This window comes from Lonsdalea quercina subsp. quercina, assembly GCF_000688695.1.
GTDB classification, from domain to species: Bacteria; Pseudomonadota; Gammaproteobacteria; order Enterobacterales; family Enterobacteriaceae; genus Lonsdalea; species Lonsdalea quercina_D.
This window is the reverse complement of sequence record NZ_JIBQ01000018.1, coordinates 1-20,332: the sequence shown is the minus strand read 5'-3', so window position 1 is coordinate 20,332 and position 20,332 is coordinate 1. Positions and strand designations below refer to the sequence as shown.

The 20,332-nt window shown below is 58.9% G+C and carries 18 protein-coding genes; 6 read left to right on the top strand and 12 right to left on the bottom strand.

The window, feature by feature from the left end; all coding sequences use genetic code 11:
* Positions 1–21 precede the first annotated feature (21 nt).
* The 7 genes from uvrD to SB13_RS15710 all read right to left on the bottom strand — a co-directional run bounded on the left by uvrD (position 22) and on the right by SB13_RS15710 (position 8,484).
* Positions 22–2,184, bottom strand: a complete 2,163-nt coding sequence (gene uvrD, locus SB13_RS15735; protein ID WP_026741259.1) for a DNA helicase II — start codon at positions 2,182–2,184, stop codon at positions 22–24.
* 85 nt (positions 2,185–2,269) lie between these two features.
* A complete protein-coding gene (yigB, locus tag SB13_RS15730) occupies positions 2,270–2,986 on the bottom strand; it encodes a 5-amino-6-(5-phospho-D-ribitylamino)uracil phosphatase YigB (protein ID WP_026741258.1) in 717 nt (238 codons plus the stop codon).
* Positions 2,986–3,897 carry a tyrosine recombinase XerC gene (gene xerC, locus SB13_RS15725; protein ID WP_026741257.1) on the bottom strand — a complete coding sequence of 304 codons (912 nt, stop codon included), beginning with the start codon at positions 3,895–3,897 and terminating at the stop codon, positions 2,986–2,988. Before xerC ends, yigB begins: the two co-directional genes overlap by 1 nt.
* Positions 3,894–4,607: a DUF484 domain-containing protein gene (locus SB13_RS15720; RefSeq protein ID WP_026741256.1), complete on the bottom strand. Its 714-nt coding sequence runs from the start codon at positions 4,605–4,607 to the stop codon at positions 3,894–3,896. Before SB13_RS15720 ends, xerC begins: the two co-directional genes overlap by 4 nt.
* A complete protein-coding gene (dapF, locus tag SB13_RS15715) occupies positions 4,604–5,428 on the bottom strand; it encodes a diaminopimelate epimerase (RefSeq protein ID WP_026741255.1) in 825 nt (274 codons plus the stop codon). The genes SB13_RS15720 and dapF overlap by 4 nt, the downstream gene beginning before the upstream one ends.
* Before the next feature lie 88 nt (positions 5,429–5,516).
* Positions 5,517–5,684, bottom strand: a complete 168-nt coding sequence (gene lptM, locus SB13_RS17825; protein WP_072000273.1) for an LPS translocon maturation chaperone LptM — start codon at positions 5,682–5,684, stop codon at positions 5,517–5,519.
* 241 nt (positions 5,685–5,925) lie between these two features.
* Entirely contained in the window at positions 5,926–8,484 is a 2,559-nt protein-coding gene (locus SB13_RS15710; protein ID WP_026741254.1) for a class I adenylate cyclase, read from the bottom strand.
* 337 nt (positions 8,485–8,821) lie between these two features.
* Here SB13_RS15710 and hemC point away from each other — a divergent pair, with 337 nt between their 5' ends.
* The 4 genes from hemC to hemY are packed head-to-tail and all read left to right on the top strand — an operon-like array spanning position 8,822 to position 12,880.
* On the top strand, positions 8,822–9,760 hold the full coding sequence (hemC, locus tag SB13_RS15705; protein WP_026741253.1) for a hydroxymethylbilane synthase: 939 nt from the start codon (positions 8,822–8,824) through the stop codon (positions 9,758–9,760).
* Positions 9,757–10,503: a uroporphyrinogen-III synthase gene (hemD, locus tag SB13_RS15700; protein WP_026741252.1), complete on the top strand. Its 747-nt coding sequence runs from the start codon at positions 9,757–9,759 to the stop codon at positions 10,501–10,503. Before hemC ends, hemD begins: the two co-directional genes overlap by 4 nt.
* A gap of 17 nt (positions 10,504–10,520) precedes the next feature.
* Positions 10,521–11,648, top strand: a complete 1,128-nt coding sequence (gene hemX / locus SB13_RS15695) for a uroporphyrinogen-III C-methyltransferase (protein WP_026741251.1) — start codon at positions 10,521–10,523, stop codon at positions 11,646–11,648.
* Between the two features lie 2 nt (positions 11,649–11,650).
* Positions 11,651–12,880, top strand: coding sequence for a protoheme IX biogenesis protein HemY (gene hemY, locus SB13_RS15690; RefSeq protein WP_026741250.1), 1,230 nt, complete (start codon positions 11,651–11,653; stop codon positions 12,878–12,880).
* 82 nt (positions 12,881–12,962) lie between these two features.
* Here hemY and SB13_RS15685 read toward each other — a convergent pair whose 3' ends face one another.
* A complete protein-coding gene (locus SB13_RS15685; protein ID WP_026741249.1) occupies positions 12,963–13,280 on the bottom strand; it encodes a hypothetical protein in 318 nt (105 codons plus the stop codon).
* A gap of 24 nt (positions 13,281–13,304) precedes the next feature.
* On the opposite strand from SB13_RS15685, the gene SB13_RS17465 reads away from it, so the two are divergent.
* Positions 13,305–13,472: a SymE family type I addiction module toxin gene (locus SB13_RS17465; RefSeq protein WP_072000271.1), complete on the top strand. Its 168-nt coding sequence runs from the start codon at positions 13,305–13,307 to the stop codon at positions 13,470–13,472.
* Positions 13,469–13,822, top strand: a complete 354-nt coding sequence (locus SB13_RS15680; protein ID WP_026741248.1) for a SymE family type I addiction module toxin — start codon at positions 13,469–13,471, stop codon at positions 13,820–13,822. The genes SB13_RS17465 and SB13_RS15680 overlap by 4 nt, the downstream gene beginning before the upstream one ends.
* A 52-nt stretch (positions 13,823–13,874) precedes the next feature.
* Here SB13_RS15680 and SB13_RS15675 read toward each other — a convergent pair whose 3' ends face one another.
* From SB13_RS15675 to tssI, 4 genes are all read right to left on the bottom strand, one after another.
* Entirely contained in the window at positions 13,875–14,354 is a 480-nt protein-coding gene (locus tag SB13_RS15675) for a hypothetical protein (protein ID WP_036150158.1), read from the bottom strand.
* Between the two features lies 1 nt (position 14,355).
* Complete coding sequence (locus tag SB13_RS15670) at positions 14,356–18,705, bottom strand: RHS repeat-associated core domain-containing protein (RefSeq protein ID WP_081821875.1); 4,350 nt, start codon at positions 18,703–18,705, stop codon at positions 14,356–14,358.
* Between the two features lie 11 nt (positions 18,706–18,716).
* Positions 18,717–19,124, bottom strand: coding sequence for a DUF1795 domain-containing protein (locus SB13_RS15665; RefSeq protein WP_026741246.1), 408 nt, complete (start codon positions 19,122–19,124; stop codon positions 18,717–18,719).
* Between the two features lie 14 nt (positions 19,125–19,138).
* The coding region (tssI, locus tag SB13_RS15660; RefSeq protein ID WP_026741245.1) for a type VI secretion system tip protein TssI/VgrG at positions 19,139–20,332 on the bottom strand (1,194 nt) is incomplete at its 5' end.

Here is a 20,332-nt window from a genome sequence, read left to right as displayed (position 1 = left end):
ACAATCTGTTCAGTCACTAGTTTATACGATATCCAGCTTTGCGTAAGCCGCCACCAGCCATTTAATGCCCTGACCGGGGAAGGCGACCTGCACGCGACAATGGTCGCCGCCGCCTTCGAGATTCACAATGGTCCCTTCGCCGAATTTGGCATGGCGCACACGCTGGCCCAGCTTGTAGCCGCTGTCGCTCTCGGAAATGGGCGTCCCTAGCCGCTGCTGATTAACGGGACGCGATACGCTGGCGCGCAGTCGAACCTCTTCCACGCACTCCTGCGGTAGTTCGCCGATGAAGCGCGATGGGCGGTGATAAACCTCTTTGCCGTACAGACGGCGGGTTTCCGCGTAGGTCAACGTCAGTTTGCGCATCGCTCGGGTCACCCCGACGTACGCCAGCCGACGCTCCTCCTCCAGTCGACCGCCCTCTTCGAGAGACATCTGGCTTGGGAACATGCCCTCTTCCATCCCGACGATGAACACTTGAGGAAACTCCAGCCCTTTGGCGGAGTGCAGCGTCATCAGCTGGACGGCATCCTGATAGGCGTCCGCCTGCCCTTCTCCCGCTTCCAGCGCGGCATGGGACAGAAACGCCTGCAGCGGCATCAGGTCCTGATCTTCTTCTTGATAGCTGTACTGACGCGTCGCGGTGACCAGTTCCTCCAGGTTCTCGATGCGGGTCTGTCCCTTCTCCCCTTTTTCCTGCTCGTACATGCTCCACAGACCGGAGTCTTTAATCACGTGGTCAGTTTGTACATGCAACGGCTGCTCGGCGGTGTCGTTGGCCAGCGCGTCCACCAGTTCGAGGAAACGTTGCAGCGCGCCGGCGGCGCGTCCGGCCAGCGCCTTCTCCTGCAAGAGCGCGCGGGTGGCCTGCCACAGGGTCAGCTGACGGTCGCGCGCCGCCTGACGTACCACTTCCAGCGTCCGGTCGCCGATGCCGCGCGTCGGGGTATTCACCACGCGTTCATACGCCGCATCGTCGTTGCGGTTGGCGATCAACCGCAGATACGCCAGCGCATCTTTAATTTCCTGTCGTTCGAAGAAGCGCATCCCGCCGTAAATACGATAGGGAAGGCTCTGCTGTAGCAGCGCCTCTTCCAGCACACGGGATTGGGCGTTGCTACGGTAAAGGATGGCGCACTCGTTCAGACTGCCCCCCATTTCCTGCCACGCCTTGATGCGGCTTACGACAAACCGCGCCTCGTCCAGTTCGTTGAACGCGCAGTACAGGGAAATCGGGTCGCCTTCGACGCCGTCGGTCCACAAGTTTTTCCCCAGCCGATCGCCGTTATGGGCGATCAGGGCATTGGCCGCGTTGAGGATGTTGGCGCTGGAGCGGTAGTTCTGCTCCAGACGGATGGTCGACGCCTGCGGGAAATCGTTGAGGAAGTGCTGGATGTTTTCAACCTGTGCCCCGCGCCAGCCATAAATGGACTGATCATCGTCACCCACAATCATGACACGGGCGCTATCGCCCGCCAGCATACGCACCCAGGCGTACTGAATGCGGTTGGTATCCTGGAATTCGTCCACCAGAATGTTGTTAAAGCGGTCACGGTAGTGCTGCAGAATGTGCGGTTTGTTCAGCCATAGCTCGTGGGCGCGTAGTAGCAGTTCGGCGAAATCCACCAGTCCGGCGCGATCGCAGGCTTCCTGATAAGCCTGATAAACGCGCTGCCAGGTCTGCTCCACCGGATTGCCGTAGCTTTCGATATGCTGAGGACGCAGGCCTTCGTCTTTTTTGCCGTTGATGTACCACATTGCCTGCCGCGGCGGCCACTGTTTCTCATCCAGATTGAGCGCTTTGATCAGACGTTTAAGCAGACGCAACTGATCTTCGCTGTCCAGAATCTGGAAGTCCTGCGGCAGTCCAGCGTCAAGATGATGCGCGCGCAGCAGCCGGTGCGCCAGACCGTGAAAAGTCCCAATCCACATGCCGCCCTGACTGGTGCCGATCAACTGTTCGATACGATGGCGCATCTCTGCGGCGGCTTTGTTGGTGAACGTCACCGCCATGATGGAGTACGGGGAGCAGTTCTCCACCGACATCAGCCAGGCGATACGATGCACTAGCACCCGCGTTTTGCCGCTGCCAGCCCCGGCCAGCACCAGCATGTTGCTGCGGGGAGCCGCGACGGCGTCGCGTTGTTTATCGTTCAGGCTGTCGAGCAGATCAGATACGTCCATAGGCGTCGGTTATCCGTGAAAAGGGCATCCCGTCACCACGCGGCGACAGTTCACCTCTGTTTATGCATACAGTGGAAGGCGTGAATTATAGCAATGCCGTCAGCGAAACCAACCTTGCAATTGCAATATGCGGCAGTAGCCGAGCTTCGCGGAGCTGCATCAGGTTAGTTCCCTGCGGTGCTATCCAGCAGGATTGCATCCCGCAGCGCACGGCGCCGGCCACGTCGGTGATGAGATCATCCCCCACATGTAACAGGTGATGCAATGGTAAATTGAGACGTTCCGCGGCCTGATGAAACATGTCGTGCCACGGCTTGGCGCGGCCGTCCGGACCAGCGCGGAGCACAAACTGGAAGTACTCGCCCAGCCCGCACGCATGAGGATCGGCATTGCCGTTGGTGATCGCCGCCAGCGGCCAGCGTTGGGCCAGCGCCCCGAGCGTATCGTGGGTTTCCTGCGAAATGCTGATGCGGCTGCGCCAATAGGCGAAGTGTGTCATCGCTTTTGCTGCGCCGTCGTCCGCCTCCGCCTCGCTCATCCCCTGACGCCGTAGCGCCAGCACGACCGTGCGGCGACGCCACTCGGTCATGTCGTGATAAATCTCCGGCTCCTGCGCGCGCAATTCGCTACGCATCGTGCCGAATTCCGCCTCGGTCAACGAACGCAACCCCGGATGGAGATCACGCAGGAACTGCAGCGCTTCCCGTGAACTGCGCCGCACAACCTCGAAATTGTCGTACAGCGTGTCGTCAAGATCGAAGGTGATGGCCTCGATTCGGCCGAGGGGACGATAAACGTGCATCAGGATTTGCCTCGTTTGGCGCGAGGATGCGCCGCATCATAGACCGAAGCCAGATGCTGAAAATCCAGATGCGTATAAATCTGCGTCGTGGTGAGGTTAGCGTGGCCGAGCAGCTCTTGAACCGCGCGCAGATCGCCGCTCGACTCCAACAAGTGTGTTGCAAAGGAGTGCCTGAGCTTATGGGGATTGATATGGCTGTTCACGCCCTGTTTCACGCCCCACTCGGCGAAGCGCTTCTGAACGTTGCGCATGGAGATACGTTTGCCCAGACTGGACACGAACACCGCGTCGTCATCCGGCGCATAGATTTCCCGCAGGGCCAGCCAGCGATGCAGCCAGGTGACCGCCGTTCCGCCCAAAGGCAAACGACGCTCTTTGCTGCCTTTCCCCATCACCCAGACTTCGCCGCTGTCCAGATCGATATGTCTAAGGTCCAGACCGACCAGCTCAGCCAGACGAAGACCCGCGCCGTACATCACTTCCAGCATCGTCCGATCGCGCACCGCCAGCGGATCGCTCTCGTCGATGTCCAGCAGACGGTTAACCTCGTCCACATCCATATTCTTGGGCAGATGACGCCCGGCGCGCGGCGTGGCAATCCCTTTGGCAGGATTGGCGTTCAACTCGCCGCGGCTCACCATCCAGTCCAGAAAACTGCGCAGCGCGGAGAGGCGCAGCGCCAGACTGGAGGACTGCAGTCCATCGCGCTTGCTGCGCGCCACCACCGCACGCACCCCGGCGGCGTCCAGCTGACGCCAGTCGCTTATGCCGGAGGCGGATAAGAGGGTGATAACGGCCTGAAGTTGATGCGCATAGCTGCTTTGCGTCAGCGGACTAAGCTGNCGCTCGACGCGCAGATAGCGTAAAAAGGCGTCGGCCTGCGTCAGCAAGGGCGAGTCGGGGACGTTCATAGCCGTTCGATCCAGCGTTGCAGGACCATCGGCAAAATCGTCGCCAGGTGCTGCAAGAGTACGGTCCCCATCCCTTCCTGATAATGATGGCTGTCGCGGCTGCTGAAAATCAGCAGTCCCAGATCGCCTTTTTCGCCCATCATGGACAGCGCGACCGACCCCACCTGCCGCGCCTGAGGCAGCAGCAGCAGAAGTTCGGGTCCGTTAAGCGAGCCAAGATAGTGATTACGTTTTCCCAGCCGCTGAATGCGCAAGGGTTCGAACAACGTGCGATTCAGCGCGAGATGCGTGAAATCAGACGGCGCGCCGATACGCCATTTATCGCTGAACAGCCGCACCGTGGCGCCGGACAGCCCCAGTTTGCGCGCCCAGCGCTGCAAACGGTCTAGCAGATCCTGCAGCGAATCCGCCGCCGACAAGGCCAGTTGTAACTGCAACAGCTGATTAAACAGCGCCTCGTTCTGCGCGGCCTGCTCCATCAGCAGCGTAATGTCCTCTTCCAGATGCTGGATCTGGGTGCGCTGACGCGACAGCTGCCACTCGACCAAAGACACGCTTTCTCGCACCGGGTGCGGGATGCGCATCTGTTCAACGTGGCGAGCATTGCGGATGAAAAAATCGGGGTTTTGATGCAGAAACTGCAGCACCATGTCATCCGTTAGTTCAACCTCACGATCGACCTGTTCCTGCTGTTCCTCGACGCGTTTCATAAATGAATGAATCCATCATAAACATGCGTGGCCGGACCGGTCATGAACAACGGGTTTCCCGGCCCCGCCCAATGAATATTCAGCTCGCCACCCGGCAGTTTCACGTTGACTTCCGCCGACAGCAGCCCTTGCTGAATCCCTACCGCGACAGCCCCACAGGCGCCGCTGCCGCAGGCCTGAGTTTCTCCCGCGCCGCGCTCGAAGACGCGCAGCCGGATGGAATCGCGATTAACGNCCTGCATAAAACCAATGTTAGCGCGTTCGGGAAAACGTTCATGACTTTCGAGCAACGGCCCCAACGTTTCTACCGCCGCCGTATCGACGTCATCGACCTGCACGACGCAATGCGGGTTGCCCATCGAGACCGCGCCGCACAGCACAGTGTGGTCTGCCACCCGCATGATGTAGGTTTTCTCGGCTTTCGCAGCGCGAAACGGGATCTGCTGCGGTTCAAAGTTGGGCTCGCCCATATTAACCCGCACCAGTTCGTCTTCGGTGACCGACAGCACCATGCGTCCGCTGTGGGTGCTGACATGGATATCGCGCTTATTCGTTAGCCCCTTCAGCCGCACGAAACGGGCGAAGCAGCGGGCGCCGTTGCCGCACTGCGCCACTTCGCTGCCGTCGGCGTTGAAGATACGGTAATGAAAATCCAGCTCAGGATCGTACGGCGGTTCAACGACCAGCAACTGGTCGAAGCCCACGCCGCAGTGGCGATCCGCCAGACGGCGGATTAGCTCGGGCGAAAAATAGACATTTTGCGTAACGGCATCGACGACCATAAAGTCATTGCCTAAACCGTGCATTTTGGAGAACTGCATTATCCTGACTCCGCTGGCTCAACCGGACGCGGTAAATACGCTATCGTGACCTGTTAAAAGATGGGAAATCCCGTTTGATCGTCTGCCGTTATGGCCGGTTAGCCGATGGTTGCGGTGTCGTATTTTTCTGCGTCTGAGACTCACTCGGCGTCGGGCTTTTCTGCTCCGGCGGAAAGTACAACGGCCCTTTCAGACCACAGCCGACCACCGCGAGTGCAACCAGCGCCAGCGTAGCCTGGCGAAATAGCGTTTTCATAACGTTAAACCTGTCGTTCAGAGACTAATGCTCTCTATAATCGCAGCTGGATCATGAAAATCAACAGGAATCGAAAATCAACGGCGGCGAGTTCAATGAATCGGACCGATGCACGAGGGCACTTCGCTGACGGGGTTCGCTGAGGTCAAGAGAGGGATAAGTATCGCTCGAGTAGCGCCAGAAGGCGGCGCGTCGGGAAACGCCCGTTAATGCCGCGGCTGATTTTCGGTCTTATGTCGGACTACAGCGTCTGAAGCTGTCGCGGGCTCAACCGCGGGGAACCGTCCTGAAACGAGGTCATACACATCGGCGAGAGGTCGCTCTTACGGAATGGAATCACCTTCGTTTGGCCGTCTACCAGGACGATCTGGTAAAACTGCGGGAGATTGAAATTGATCGAGCTGGCGCCGTAGGTAAAACGGTCGTGAGAGGAAGAGTAGAAGCGGCTGACGTCGCGCACCAACTCCTCTTTGCTGCCTTCGCAGTGATGAAACACTTCCACCCGGTTGGTTTCATCCAAAATGTAGATATTGAAACCTTCGTTATCCGTCCGGTTTTCAAAGAAGAACTGAATGATCCCTTCGCTGGCGACGCCGTCTATCACCGGCGGCAGGTGCACCTGCGCGGCGGTTTCCACCTGTATAGGCAGCCCTTGCAGTTTGTTGTTGGAAATCGCGCCGTAAAACTCCACCGCATTTTCCTGCTTCTGCACCGACACGCTGAGCCGTTCAAAGAACAGTCCCCAGGTCTGTCCCGCTACCTTCACCGCTTTGAAGCGGCCCGGCTCCTGTCGCGTGCTGGACAGGCGCAGTTCGATGCACTCAGACACCAGTTGCTGTACGCGCGTGCGGATCAGTCCGCGCAAATGCTGGCTGTAGCAGAAGACGTTCAGCGACTCCGGCAACGCCGCATCCTGATGCATTTTGCCCAGAATGGTTTTCAGCGCTTCCAATACCGCTTGTTCGCCGCTGAAGTGCAGGGTTCTGACCTCATTCCAGGAGTTGCGGTATAGCAGGTCGATGCTGCCGACCAGACACTGCTGCTGCTGACCGAAGCTGAATACGTCCAGTTGACGGAAGTCGAAGTGCACGACCTGATTGCGGAAGGCCGCCGTCGGATCTTGCTCCAAATTGACGATAATCGCCAGATGACGAATTTCGCACGGACTATATAGCGCTTTGGGCGTGGGCGGCGCGACGCGGAGCGGGAAGTGACTCGCGACGTCGGACACGAGCTCTTTGAGCTTGGCTAAATCGCAGCGATCTCCGCCTTTGATATGCAGTTGCGTGGCGGACGTCAGCAGACCGTTGAAATAGGCCCAGGCCACCAGCTTGTTCAGATAGCGGTTATATTCCAGCGGTTGATGGCTGATAATCGCATCCATCAACGGCGCCTGATTATACAGATACCAGCCGCTACGATTGGCGCGCCCGGCGGGGACATAAATGAACGTCAGGTCCGGCTCGGACAAATCGGGAGAGATCTGCGGATTCACCAGCGTCACCTTCCCCGGCAGCGCCTCGAAGGCGGCGTACAGCTTGCGCGTCAGCACGCCGATATCCTGAGGGCTGGCGCTGACGCTCAAGTTGTTGCGCCGGGCGAATCGGATCAGATTTCGATAGCTCTGCATCATCGCATCCAGCAGTTCGTTATGCGCTTCGCGCACCTGCTCGATTTTCCAGTTAGCGCGGTTATCCAGCATTTGCAGACGCTTGTCGTCCCATCCCCATTGCTCAACTAGCTGTGTCAGGATCTGCTCGCGCCAGGCGGTTTTGCCAACGCCAGTAGACAGTTTTTCGCAAACTTTGAGATAGAAGCAGCGGCGCGCCAGATCCAGCCGCGGCATATCGTCGATGGCGGTGAGATAGTGAGTGACGCGCTCCAGCATCATGCAGTACGGATCTAGCCCGAACGACACGATTTCGCCTTTATGCAAGCGCGTTTTGATCTCGGCCGACAGCAGGCAGGTATCGGGATATTCCCAAGAGTAGGCTTCGAGCAGCAGCGTTTTCAGCACTGCTTTATAGGGAGAGTCGATGCTTTTGTAGAGCTGCCACAGGCTGGCGCCGAAATACTCTTCCGCCGACAGGGTGCTGAGGCCGCCCAGATCGAGCCACTCATTCGGCGCCAGTGCGCCCTGCGAATAAAGGTTGATGACGTACTCGTCGTAGCTCGGCTCTTCTTCTATCGGCACCATGTTCCACAGAATACGTTTGCCTGCCATGCGAACGGCGGTACGGTAGAATTCATCCAGCAACAAAATGTGCTGAGTCGAACCGCAATCTTCGCCGCCCAGACTGCCGCTCTCGTTGTGACGGAAGCGATTCTCGTCCATCACGAAGAAACTGACGTCCACCCCCAGCCCCGCCGCCCACTGTTCCAGCAGCGTGCATTTCTGCTGTAAGCGCTGACGCTCTGCGGTATCGAGCCAGGATTGATGGCAGACCCACACGTCCAGATCGGAAGTACAGCTTTGACCAATCGATGAGGTGCTGCCCATCGAATAAATGCCGTTGATGGGAAATTCGCCCTGCTTGCACAGCGGCTCCGCCATCCCGCCAATCAGCTGGGCATCATCGAAATAGCGTTGTTGGTTTTCATCAGGCGTGTAGAGGCATATGCCGTGTGGAACCTTACCTTCAAGGTAGCCCGGCATCTGGGGGTGGTGGTGATGTAATAAAACTGGCAAAAGACTGTAAACCTGCTGGAAAGCGGGTCTCATTGCTGCCAGAGCGCGATCAACTCGCAGTTGGTTAATCGCGTCCAGTCTCTGCTTCAGTGTCTCGATGTAGAGGTACAAGACGTTTCGCCTGATTATCCCAGTGACTAAAAAAAGCCGTTTTTCCAAACCTGTCCTGAGTCATGATTTAGAGGAATGGCGGACAGTTTATTGCTGGAAACGTGATCAATTTAACACCTTGCTGAAAAGGCGTAAAGAAAGTAAAAAAAGTCAGAATTTTCGGTCTACACTGCGGGATTGGTCCTGTTGTCGCTCACTCAGACCCCCGCCAGCATTTATGATTTATGGCTGCTATCATTGCAATCGTCACCAACTGAGGTTTAGCCACGGCCCGGCAACTGACACTGGCGCAGCATCAATGGTACGATGCAACGAAACGATAACAACGGTATCCAGCATGTTAGACAATATTCTCAGAATTGCCACCCGACAGAGCCCGCTCGCCCTATGGCAGGCCCATTATGTACAACAACAGCTGCAGTCTTGTCACCCGGATTTACAGGTGGAGCTGGTGCCGATGGTAACACGGGGAGACGTTCTGCTGGATACTCCGCTCGCCAAAGTCGGCGGGAAAGGTCTATTCGTCAAAGAGTTAGAGCTGGCACTGCTTGAACATCGCGCCGATATCGCCGTTCACTCCATGAAAGACGTGCCGGTAGACTTCCCGCCGGGGCTTGGACTGGTCACCATCTGCGAACGCGACGATCCCCGCGATGCATTCGTCTCCAACCTTTACCCCAATCTGGACGCGCTGCCTGAAGGTGCCTGTGTCGGTACGTCCAGCCTGCGTCGGCAATGCCAGCTGCGCGCGAATCGGCCTGACCTGGNGGTGCGCGATCTGCGCGGTAACGTCGGCACCCGTCTGTCTAAACTGGATAACGGCGAATATGACGCCATCATTCTGGCCGTTGCGGGCCTCAAACGGCTGGGCATGGAAGACCGCGTGCGCTGTGCGTTGAGCCCTGAAGCTTCGCTGCCGGCGGTGGGCCAAGGCGCGGTCGGTATCGAATGCCGATTGGACGACGCCCGAACACAACGCCTGCTGGCCCCGCTGAATCACACCGACACCGCTACGCGGGTGCGGGCGGAGCGCGCCATGAACACACGTCTCGAGGGCGGATGCCAGGTGCCGATCGGCAGCTATGCGGAGCTGGAGGGCGATAGCCTGTGGCTGCGTGCCTTGGTCGGCGCGCCGGACGGCAGCCGCATCCTCTTGCGCGAACGGCGTGGACCACGCGCAGAGGCGGAGAGCATCGGCGTGGCGCTGGCGGAAGAGCTGCTGTCTTGCGGCGCCGCCGAGATTTTGCAGGCCGTTTACGGCGCCTCATCGTCATGACGATTTTAGTTACCCGCCCCTCTCCTGCGGGCGAGCAACTGGTTTCCCGTCTCTGTCAGGCCGGACTCACGGCCTACCACTACCCATTGATTGAATTTACGATGGGTCGCGAACTGCCCCAGTTACCCGCTATGCTGAATACATTGCAGCCGGGCGATCTGGTGTTCGCACTCTCCAACCAGGCCGTAAAGTTTGCTCAGCCGGCGTTATCGCAAGCGGGTCTACGCTGGCCGACAACGTTGAATTACTATGCCGTCGGCCGCACCACCGGGCTGGCGCTTCATACCGTCACCCGTCGGCCGGTCATCTATCCTGAGAGTCACGGCACCAGCGAAACGCTGCTGCATGAGCCGTCGCTCCAGCAGGTTGCAGGCAAGCAAGCGCTGCTGCTGCGCGGGAACGGCGGCCGGGAGTTGCTGGCCGATACGCTCCGCCAGCGCGGCGCGCAGGTCAGCTACTGCGAATGTTACCAGCGGACGCCGGTACAGTATGACGGCACAGAGCAAACGCTGCGCTGGCAAACGCTCGGCGTGGATACGCTGATCGTCACCAGCGGAGAAATGCTGCAACAGATCTATACTTTAGTTCCTGATTATTATCGGGCTTCGTGGCTACTGAGCTGCCGAATGGTGGTGGTCAGCGAACGACTGGCCGCCCTGGCCCATGATTTTGGCTGGCGCGACATGTTGGTCGCCGATAATGCAGATAACGATGCGCTGCTGCGCGCACTACAACAAACCTGATCATAGGATGTCTCATTATGACGGAACGCATTACCCCCACAACTTCGAATGAAGAGGTTGTTGAACGGGCAGAATCTTCCTCTACACAACCCGAACCGACACCGTCAGCACCTCAGCGTTACGGTGTGCTCCTGGGTGTCGCAGCCATCGTTATCGCACTCGGCTTAAGCGGCGGCGTTTACTATTACGCGCATCAACAGACGTCGAAACAGTCGGCGCTCGTCGCGCAATTACAGGAGCAACTTGACGGGTTCAAACAGCAACAGCAGCAAAACCAGCAGTCCTGGCAGCAATCTTTGGCTCAGCAAAGCCAGACGCAAAACGCCAGCGAGCAGCGTCTCACGGCGTTGAACAGTCAGGTGGGCGACCTGCAGGAAAAGCTGGATGCGCTCTCCAATCATGACGCCAAAACCTGGCTGCTGTCCGAAGCCGACTTCCTGGTGAAAATGGCCGGCCGCAAAATGTGGGCAGACAAAGACGTCACGACCGCAGGTACGCTGCTGAAAAGCGCAGACGCCAGCCTGGCGGAGATGAAAGACCCGAGTCTGATTGACCTCCGCCGCGCCATTACGCAAGACATCAGCACGTTAGCCAGCGTCAATCAGGTCGATTTCGACGGCATCATTCTCAAGGTAAATCAGTTGGCCGATCAGGTGGATAACCTGCGCATGGCGGACAGCGATCTGGACGAAGCGCCGATGGACGAGAACGACACGTCCCTGTCCGCCTCGTTGAGCGAATGGCGTCAGAATCTGAGCAAAAGCTGGCACAACTTCCTGTCGGAATTCATCACCGTCCGTCGTCGCGACAGCGGCGCCGAACCGCTGCTGGCGCCGAACCAGGATATCTACCTGCGCGAAAATATCCGCGCCCGCCTGCTGGTTGCCGCTCAGGCGGTGCCGCGTCATCAGAATGAAACCTATCGACAGTCGCTGGAAACCGCCGCGGTATGGGTTCGCGCTTACTTCGATAACAACGACGCGGCAACCAAAGCCTTCCTGGAACAGCTGGACGCACTCAGCCAACAGTCGGTCTCGATGGACGTTCCTACCGAACTGCAAAGCCAGCCTCTGCTGGAAAAAGTGATGCAGACCCGGGTTCGTAACCTGCTGGCGCAACCGTCAGCCGCGCCGCAGGGAGAGTGATTATGCTTAAGGTACTTCTGCTTTTTATCGTGCTGATCGCCGGTCTGGTCGCGGGACCGATGGTCGCTGGCCATCAGGGCTACGTGCTGATCCAGACCGATAACTACAACGTGGAAACCAGCGTTACCGGGCTGGTCATCATGCTGGTGTTGTTCCTTCTGGCCTTTCTGCTGGTCGAGTGGATACTGCGACGCGTTTTCCGCACCGGCGCACGCACGCGCGGCTGGTTCCTCGGCCGTAAACGCAGTCGGGCTCGCAAGCAGACCAAAGCCGCGCTGCTCAAATTGGCGGAAGGCGATTATCGTCAGGTCGAGAAGCTAATGACGCGTAACGCCGATCATGCCGATCAACCGGTGGTGAACTATCTGCTGGCGGCCGAAGCCGCACAGCAGCGAGGCGATGAATTCCGCACCCGGCAGTATTTGGAACGCGCCGCCGAAATCGCCGACACCGACCAGCTACCGGTCGATATCACCCGTGTTCGTATTCAGTTGGCCCGTCATGAAGACCATGCCGCACGCCACGGCGCGGATCGTCTGCTGGAAGTCGCACCGCGCCATCCAGAAGTGCTGAGGCTGGCCGAGCAGGCATTTCTGCGCACCCACGCTTACAGCGCGCTGCTGGATATCCTGCCCGCCATGCGCAAAACCCAGTTGCACGATGAAGCCGAGTTGGCGGCCCTGCAACAGCAGGCGACACTGGGTCTGATGAATCAGGCGATGTCGGAAGGCGGCAGCGAAGGATTGAAACAGTGGTGGAAAAATCAGAGCCGCCGCGTACGGCACGAGCAGGCGTTGCAGGTTGCGATGGCGGAGCATTTGATTGAATGCGACGACCACCAGACCGCGCAGCAAACCATCGTCGACGCTTTGAAACGTCAATATGACGAAAGACTGATCCTGCTGATGCCGCGGCTGGACGCCGGTAACCCGGAACAGCTGGAAAAAATTCTGCGCCAGCTGATCAAACAGCACGCCGACGTTCCTCTACTGCACAGTACGCTGGGCCAGCTGCTGATGAAACACGGCGAATGGGAACAGGCCGCCGAAGCTTTCCAGGCCGCGCTGGCGCTACGCCCGGACGCTTACGACTACGCCTGGTGCGCCGACGTCTACGACCGTTTGAAAAGGTACGAAGACGCCGCCACGCTGCGCCGCGAAGGGCTCCTGCTGTCGTTGCAGTCTACGCCAGCAGCCGAGGCAGACGCCCTGCCGACGCCGCAGGCCCAATAAAACCCACCTCAGGCGCAGGCTCGCTCTGCGCCGCTCTCATACCATCACCGTTTGCTTTCCTGCTCTCGCGGGAAGGCAAACGTCACTCACCTACCGCGGACATGACGCGTAAGCTTCGGCGTTTGCTCTTACGCCCGGCAACGGCGTGGTTTATCGTTAGTTCAGCGCCGTTCGGCAGCACCACCTGTTTCAGTTCACCGGTCCGGCTGTAGCGGAAGGGGCTGGTCAACCCTTCTTCCTTTTCCTCTTCCGACCACAGCAGGGTGCGCGTGACGCTGTGCTCGTCGTAGACTCTGCGCACTTCCGTGCCGTTCTGCCACTCGCGCACCACCCGGTCGCACAGGTCGTATTCCAACTGCACGTGGCTGACCGACGACGTCACAATGAATAAAGCAACCAAAACAGTACATTACTACACGGTGGGATACACTACACGGTGGGATACGCCCCGCATAATGGCAGGCCTAACCCACCGTCCGCGATTAACTTCGAGGGCCGCTGGCTGGAAGCGTTGGGTTTTATCACCGGCCAGCCGGTCACGGTAAATATTGAACACGGAAGATTGATTATTCAGGTGGAGGGAAGCGTATGAACGGAGGCACTATTATACAGGCCACCACAGGCGGATTTATTCCTGAGCTGATTATCGATAGCCAGGATATTATTAAAGCGGGGTTTACGCCGGGTGCAGTATTTAAGATAGAGCCGTATCGGGATGGGCTGATAATAACGTTTGTTTCTGATGAGGCAGAGATTGAGCGGTTATTATTGGAGGTGGACGCAGCTCCTAATATCGGCGTGGACTGGATACGGGATAACGGCGAGTTGTATCTGGCGGGGGATTGGCTGACACAGTGTGGCCTGACCGGGCAACCGCTGGCGATCAGCGTGATGCCTGGTCAGGTATTGATTCGGGTGCAGCAGGGGAATATGCTGGCGTAACCACAGTTCTAAATAACTAGATAGATCCTTCTTGGATCTATCTAGCCTTATATTAAATAGCTATTATTTTTTCTTTAGCAAAGCCAACAGGCCAATGCCCAGCATAATATATCCGCACAACATCCTCCCATCTAGCTCCTAGGTTTAGATATTTTTCAGATACATACTGCCTAAAAGCAAAACATATTCCATTTCTTGCCGCTTGGCTAAAATCATGTGGTAAGCATATAAATTTATCTTTAGGTAACCCTTTAGTTGCATTTAATACTGCTTTATTTACTTTAATTCTAAGCTCTGCAAGCTCTTTAGATGTAGTTTGACCTTTATAAAATGGGTCATCTTGAGTTGGCGAGGTCGGAAGCCACTCAGTACTAGCATAAAGGCCATTAAACTCTACATCAGATGGATTAATGAAAACCTTTTCAACATCTTTAATTAAAATAACCTTTTCATTCTGGATATCAGACATCCCCATTTTTGAAAAGAAGCTTGCCTTCTCTATTTCTTCCAACACTTTATTAATATCAATCATATTACAATCTCAAATCGGTTATGGTTCCTGGCGGTAAAGCTTTCCTACCTTGTTGGACTGTAGTACGAAGCACACCACCTGCTGCGTGTGGGCCAGGTATTCCAGGTAAAGAGTGGTTTGGTAATGCTCCATGTGTAGGCATTAAGTTCCACCATTTATTCGCCCCCCCACTTTCCAATGGAATTATATGATGCGGAGTTGCCCCAGTAGGCCAAACTCTTCCTGTATTCGCTTCCCATTGACTCATAAGATATTTTTGATCTCTCACAAATTCTTTACGTGACAGCCTATTTTGGAAAGCACTACGTCTTTGAACTACCGGTAAATTACCTTTTAATATTTCTGCTTGCTTTGGAGTTATATGCCCTCCAGGTGACGCAACCTTATTAGCATCGGCAATAATGCGATCAAGAGTAGAACATCCAGCTAGCCCTAATGGATCTATCCATCCCAGCGGATTGTGAACGTAAGCATACGGGTTATGTCCCCCCGCCAGCCCTATCGGGTCCGGCGAGATATACCCGCCGCCGGCTGGGTCGTAGTACCGAAATCGGTTATAGCACAGGCCGCTTTCGCTGTCACGGAGCTGCCCGGCGAACGCCAGTTCCGGGTCTGCGCTCTCCGTTTTCGCAACTGTGCGTTGGCCCCACAGCGTCGCTTTCGGGGCCTGCCAGCGCAGTTCGCCTTCGCTATCGTACAGCGCCTGCGGGGCACCATTTGGCGCGCTGCTCACAAAATCCGTGTCCCAGCCGCCCGCCGCAGTGTGCCGCTGCTGCACCACCAGCTCCCAGCCGTTGTGCACCCAGTGACGCCGCGACGTCTGTTGCCCCTGATGATAGTGCCGCACTTCCGCTATCTGGTCGCCGTCCCACAGGTAGCGCACCTCTTCGCCGCGCTCGGCGCAGCGTTTGCTGACCCGACGCCCGAACGGGTCGTAGCGGTAGTACCAGGTCTCTCCGCTCGGCGTGTCCACCGCCCGCAGCTGGTTGCGACTGTCCCAGCGGTAGTGCCACACCTGCGCCCGGAATCCCGGTTTCACCGCCTGTCGGCGCACCAGACGCCCCGCCCGGTCATAGGTGTAATAGGTGTCGTCGCGCTGTACCAGCCTTCCTGCTTCCCACTCGGTCAGCCGTCCTTTCTCCTGCGGCAGGCCGGTGCGGGTGTAGTGGTAGTCGGTCTCGGCGGTCGGCGTCCTGCCCGCGCCGCCGGTCAGGACCGACAGCACCCGCCCGGTCTTGTCCAGCCGATAGCCTTCGCTGTCGCGGTTGGTGCGCACGCCCGTCACGTTGCCCGCGCCGTCGTAGCGGTATTCCCGCGTCTGCTGCGCCTGTAGGCGTCCGTCGTGCGCCTGACCGCTCATCTCGCGCGTCAGCCACCCCATCGCGTCGTACTCGCGCGTCTGCAGGAAGCGCCCGCCCCGGCGTTCGCTCTCGCGCCCGGCGGCGTCGTGGTTTATCGTTAGTTCAGCGCCGTCCGGCAGTACCACCTGCTTCAGCTCACCGGTGCGGCTGTAGCAGAAGGTGCTGGTCAACCCTTCTTCCTTTTCCTCTTCCGACCATAGCAGGGTGCGCGTGACGCTGTGCTCGTCGTAGACTCTGCGCACTTCCGTGCCGTTCTGCCACTCGCGCACCACCCGGTCTCGCAGGTCGTATTCCAGCAGCACGTGGCTGACCGACGACGTCACCTCGGTCAGTCGTCCCACTGCGTCGTAGCGATAGTGCACTGTCTCTTCCGGCGAGGTTTCCTGTATCAGTAAACCGCGTCCGTCGTACTGGAAGCGACGCTGCTCGCCTTCGCCGTTGCGTACCTCGATACAGTGCCCGTCTTCGTCGTAACCGTAGTGGGTGACCGTGCCGGCCATATCCTGTTCGCGAATGACTCGCCCATCTGCATCCAACCACCACTGCCAGCGGCTGCCGTCCGGCGCGGTGACCGATGTCAGCTGCTGCGTCTCCGGGTCGTAGTCGTAGCGCCAGGTCCGGCCCTGTGCATCGGTGCGCGAGCGCAGCAGGTCGAACGCGCCGTAGCTCTGACGCCACATCGCCCCGTTGCCGTCGATATAGCTCAGCAGGTTGTTGTGACGGTCATATTGCCGTTGCTCCTCACGCTCATCCGGGCGCAACAGCTGCTCCGGCAGACGCCAGCTGGCGCGCCGGTAGCCAAACTGATACGCCGCGCCGTCCGGGCGCAGCCACTGCACCACCCGGTCCTGCGGGTCGTAACGCAGGTGCTGCATACGGCCTTCCGCGTCCGTGGCGCTCAGCAGGCGCTGACGATGGTCATACTGCAACCGCGCCTGCACCTCGCCCGCCCGGTCGCTGACCTGAGTCAGCAGCCCGTAGCGGTTCCACGTGAAGTGTACTTCGCTGGCGTCAGGCCCGGTCAGCTGCACCGGGTCGCCCGCCGCGTCGTATTCCCACGCCCAGGTGCGGCCCAGCGGGTCCGTCACGCCGCACAACCGTTCCTGCGCGTCATAGTCGTAGGCCCNCATCTGACCACCGCCGTCGGTGAAGGTGCTGACCAGTCCGGTTTGCTCCAGATAGCTGAAGGCGGTGACGCGCCCCTGCGGCGAAATCTCCCGCAGCAGGTTACCGTGCTCGTCGTACTCGTAGCGGGTCTCATGGCCGAGCGGCGAGCGCTGATAGCTCATCAGCGACAGGTCGTTAAAGCCGTATTCGCTGCGGTGTCCCTGACCGTCGGTCATGATGACGCGGTTGGGGTAATACTCGAAGCGTCCGGTCAGAAAGCCATCGGCGCAGGTGGTGAAGACGCAGCGCCCCTGTTCGTCATACTCGTAACGCGCCCAGGTCTGGTCGTGGTCGTCCCAGCGCGTCAGCCGGTTGGCCGCATCATACTCGTAGTAGAGGTGGTACAGCTGGGTGGCGTCCGCCTCCATCAGGCGGCCCTGCTCGTCCTGACGATACAACGCCAGCTCGGTGTGCTGGGCGCCGTCGGTGCGGATAAGCTGATGCACGAACTCGCCCTGCCACACCAGCCGCACATCGATGCCGTCACTGTGACGCACCTGCTGCAGGCGACCCTGACTGTCACGCAGCAGGGCGATGTGGTTGTCATGGGTGTCGCGGATTTCACTCAGCAACCGCGTATCACCTCGCACCACGCTGAATGTGCGCCAGGTCTGGCTGTCCCGGTGCCACAGGCTGAAACCTTCGCCGCGGCGGTAAAGGGTAAAAGCGGGGTAAAGCGGACAGAACACTGCCTGGATGTCCTGATGAAAGGTGAAGTCGATGTCATAGCCCTGCGCCAGCGTGATGACGACATGGGTATTCAATCCTTCCTGACTGACCCGGGCGACTTCGCTCCAGCTGTCGTGCCAGCCGTGCCCCAGCAAGCCGGTATGCGACGAGGCCGTGCGGTAGGTCCGTTCGAACACCAGCGGCAGGGTCTGTCCCAGCGCGATATCCTGCCGCGACTCAATCACTTCGCCGCTGGCGATATACACCGGGTCTTTCAGAAAGGCTCTTACCGATTCCTTGACGCGCGCCAGGCCTTTGCTATCACGAAAAGCGCGACTGGCGCACCCCGCGATACGTTTTAACTCGCGGGCGGTCATCAACGCACCGGCGTACATTCCCCTGAGCGCGGCTCGGGGGTGGGTCAACAGTCTTCCCAGCCCTTTGAACAGGCCACGGCTCGGTGGCACCAGAAACTCCACCGCAATCAGGATGGCTTTTTCCCACCAGCTAAATTCGTCCTGAATATCCAAAAGGGTCTGCTGTCCCGCGCCGAAATAGACGGTGGACGCCCCCTCTTTCAGGGTGCCGCCGCACACGGTTTTATCATCGATGCGCGCCGCGGCATGCTGATTGACGTACACCGTGTCGCTGCCCTGGGCAATCGGCTGCGGCGAGTTGTGTTTGGTGCAGGCGACCTTATCGACTACGGCACGGGACACCGGCAGTTTCTCGACGAAGACATTGCCGGAGCCGGTGATCACCGGGCCAAACGGCGGCGTCACGCTGTCTACCATCGCGGCGACGCCGCCGGAAATCGCGGCAATCTGATCTTTGAGCAAATAGGTGAGCCCGAACCCAGCCGCCAGCTTGACCGCTCCTACTACCAGCGCCAGCCCCAGCCCTCCGGTAACGCCGGTCAAGGCGACCACCGCCGTCACCGCAGCGGCCGCTACGGCAAAGGCCGCTGCGGCCACCAACGCCCCGGCGATAGCCCCCAGCAGCGCGCCCAGAAAACTGGCGTGCTTGATGGTCTTGCCCGGCGAGGTCGGCGGTTTGCCGTGACACGGCTGTGGTCGTTCCGCCGGCGGCGCGGGCTGACTCCCCGCATGCATGGCCCCCACGCGGGCCACCCGGTTCAGTATGTCGTTCAGCATGTCGACTCCCTTCAGGACGCGCTTTTAAAGCTCTCCACCACCGCTAATAGCGCAGTTTTCTGCTCTTCCCGCAGTTCGCCCGCCGCCGTGACGGTAAACGTCAGCAGCAGTTGACCGCGCACCTGCATCACCACCACCTGATGCATCGGTCCCTCCGTCGAACGCCAGGTATACTCCAGCGCGCGCGCCGGTTCGCCATCCAACGTGAGTTCCCAGGCGGCGCGCTCCTCATAATTTTTTAGGTGCGCGGCGAACTGCTCCAGCGTCTGCTGATACACCGTCTCCGGCGTCAAGCCGAACTCAATCGGCGTACGGTTGACCACCAGATTGGCCGTGTCGCCCGGCAGCACAAAAACATGGAGAGATTCGTCGCGCCAGTCCGCCGGGATCGCCAGGGTGCCTTCATTCATCTGATACATGCTGTTGCCGTCCTTTAGTTCAAATCGATGCGGGTGCCGTTGAGTACGATGTTCTTGCCCACGATATTGATGTTGCCATCCTGAGTGATGAGGATATAGCCGCTACCGGTGCCAATCTGGATGCTGCCTTCCAGCGACTGAATGGTGATGTTGTTTTTTACGTGCAGCGACTCGGCCTCGTTTACCACCGTGCTGCGGTTTTTCGTCACGGCGATGGTCTGCTGTCCCTGAATTTCCGTCACCTGATCGCCCTGTACCGACACCGTCTGATTGCGCTGCACCACCTGCGTCTGGTCGCGCCCGACGTTCTCGCTGTGATCGACATTGACCGAAGTGCTGCGGTTGTTCAGCACCACGGTGTTCATGTCTTTTTGGGCATGCAGGAACAGCTCTTCCTGCCCGGCCTGGTCTTCAAAGCGCAGTTCGTTGAAGCCGACCCCTTTGTGGGTCGCACTTTTGATGCTCATACGGGTCTTGTGCGCCGGTAGCTCATAGGGCGCGGGATTGGTGGCGTGATAGGTGCGCCCGGTGACGATCGGCTGGTCCGGGTCGCCCTCCAGAAAACTCACCACCACCTCATGGCCAATACGCGGGATGGCCATCATCCCGTACTGACCGCCCGCCCAGCCCTGACTGACGCGCACCCAGCACGAGCTCTGGTCGTCGCTCGCCCCGTAGCGGTCCCACGGGAACTGCAGCTTCACCCGGCCGTATTCATCGCAGTAAATCTCTTCCCCCGCCGGGCCGACCACCGTGGCGATTTGCGGACCGTCCNCCATCGGGCGATGCGGCATTTTCGCTCGCCACGTGGTGCTGGCCTTCACCACCCCAAAGGTGTTGGTCAACGTCGTCGGCTCGCCGCCGCCTTCCTCTTCCAGCGCCTGCGGCTGGGTGCCGGTGTGGCTGACGGTCACCACCTGCCAGCCGATGTTCAGCGTCAGGTTCGGGTGCTCCGTCAGGGTAAACGCGCTCCCCGGCATCAGCGCCGCGCAGTTTGACGCGCCCTGTCCGGTGACCGCGTCGGCGCGCAGCGCATCCAGCCGGTGGCCGCTGAATGCCTTGCCGCTCGGGTCTTTCTTGAAGCGTCCCGGGTAGTCGTAGTGCTGATAGCTTTCGCGCTGATGGTCTAACGCGTCNCCCAACTTTTTGTGCGACAGGNCATAGGCCGGGGTCTTGAAGCTGTAGTCTTTTAGCTCCACTTCCGCCGT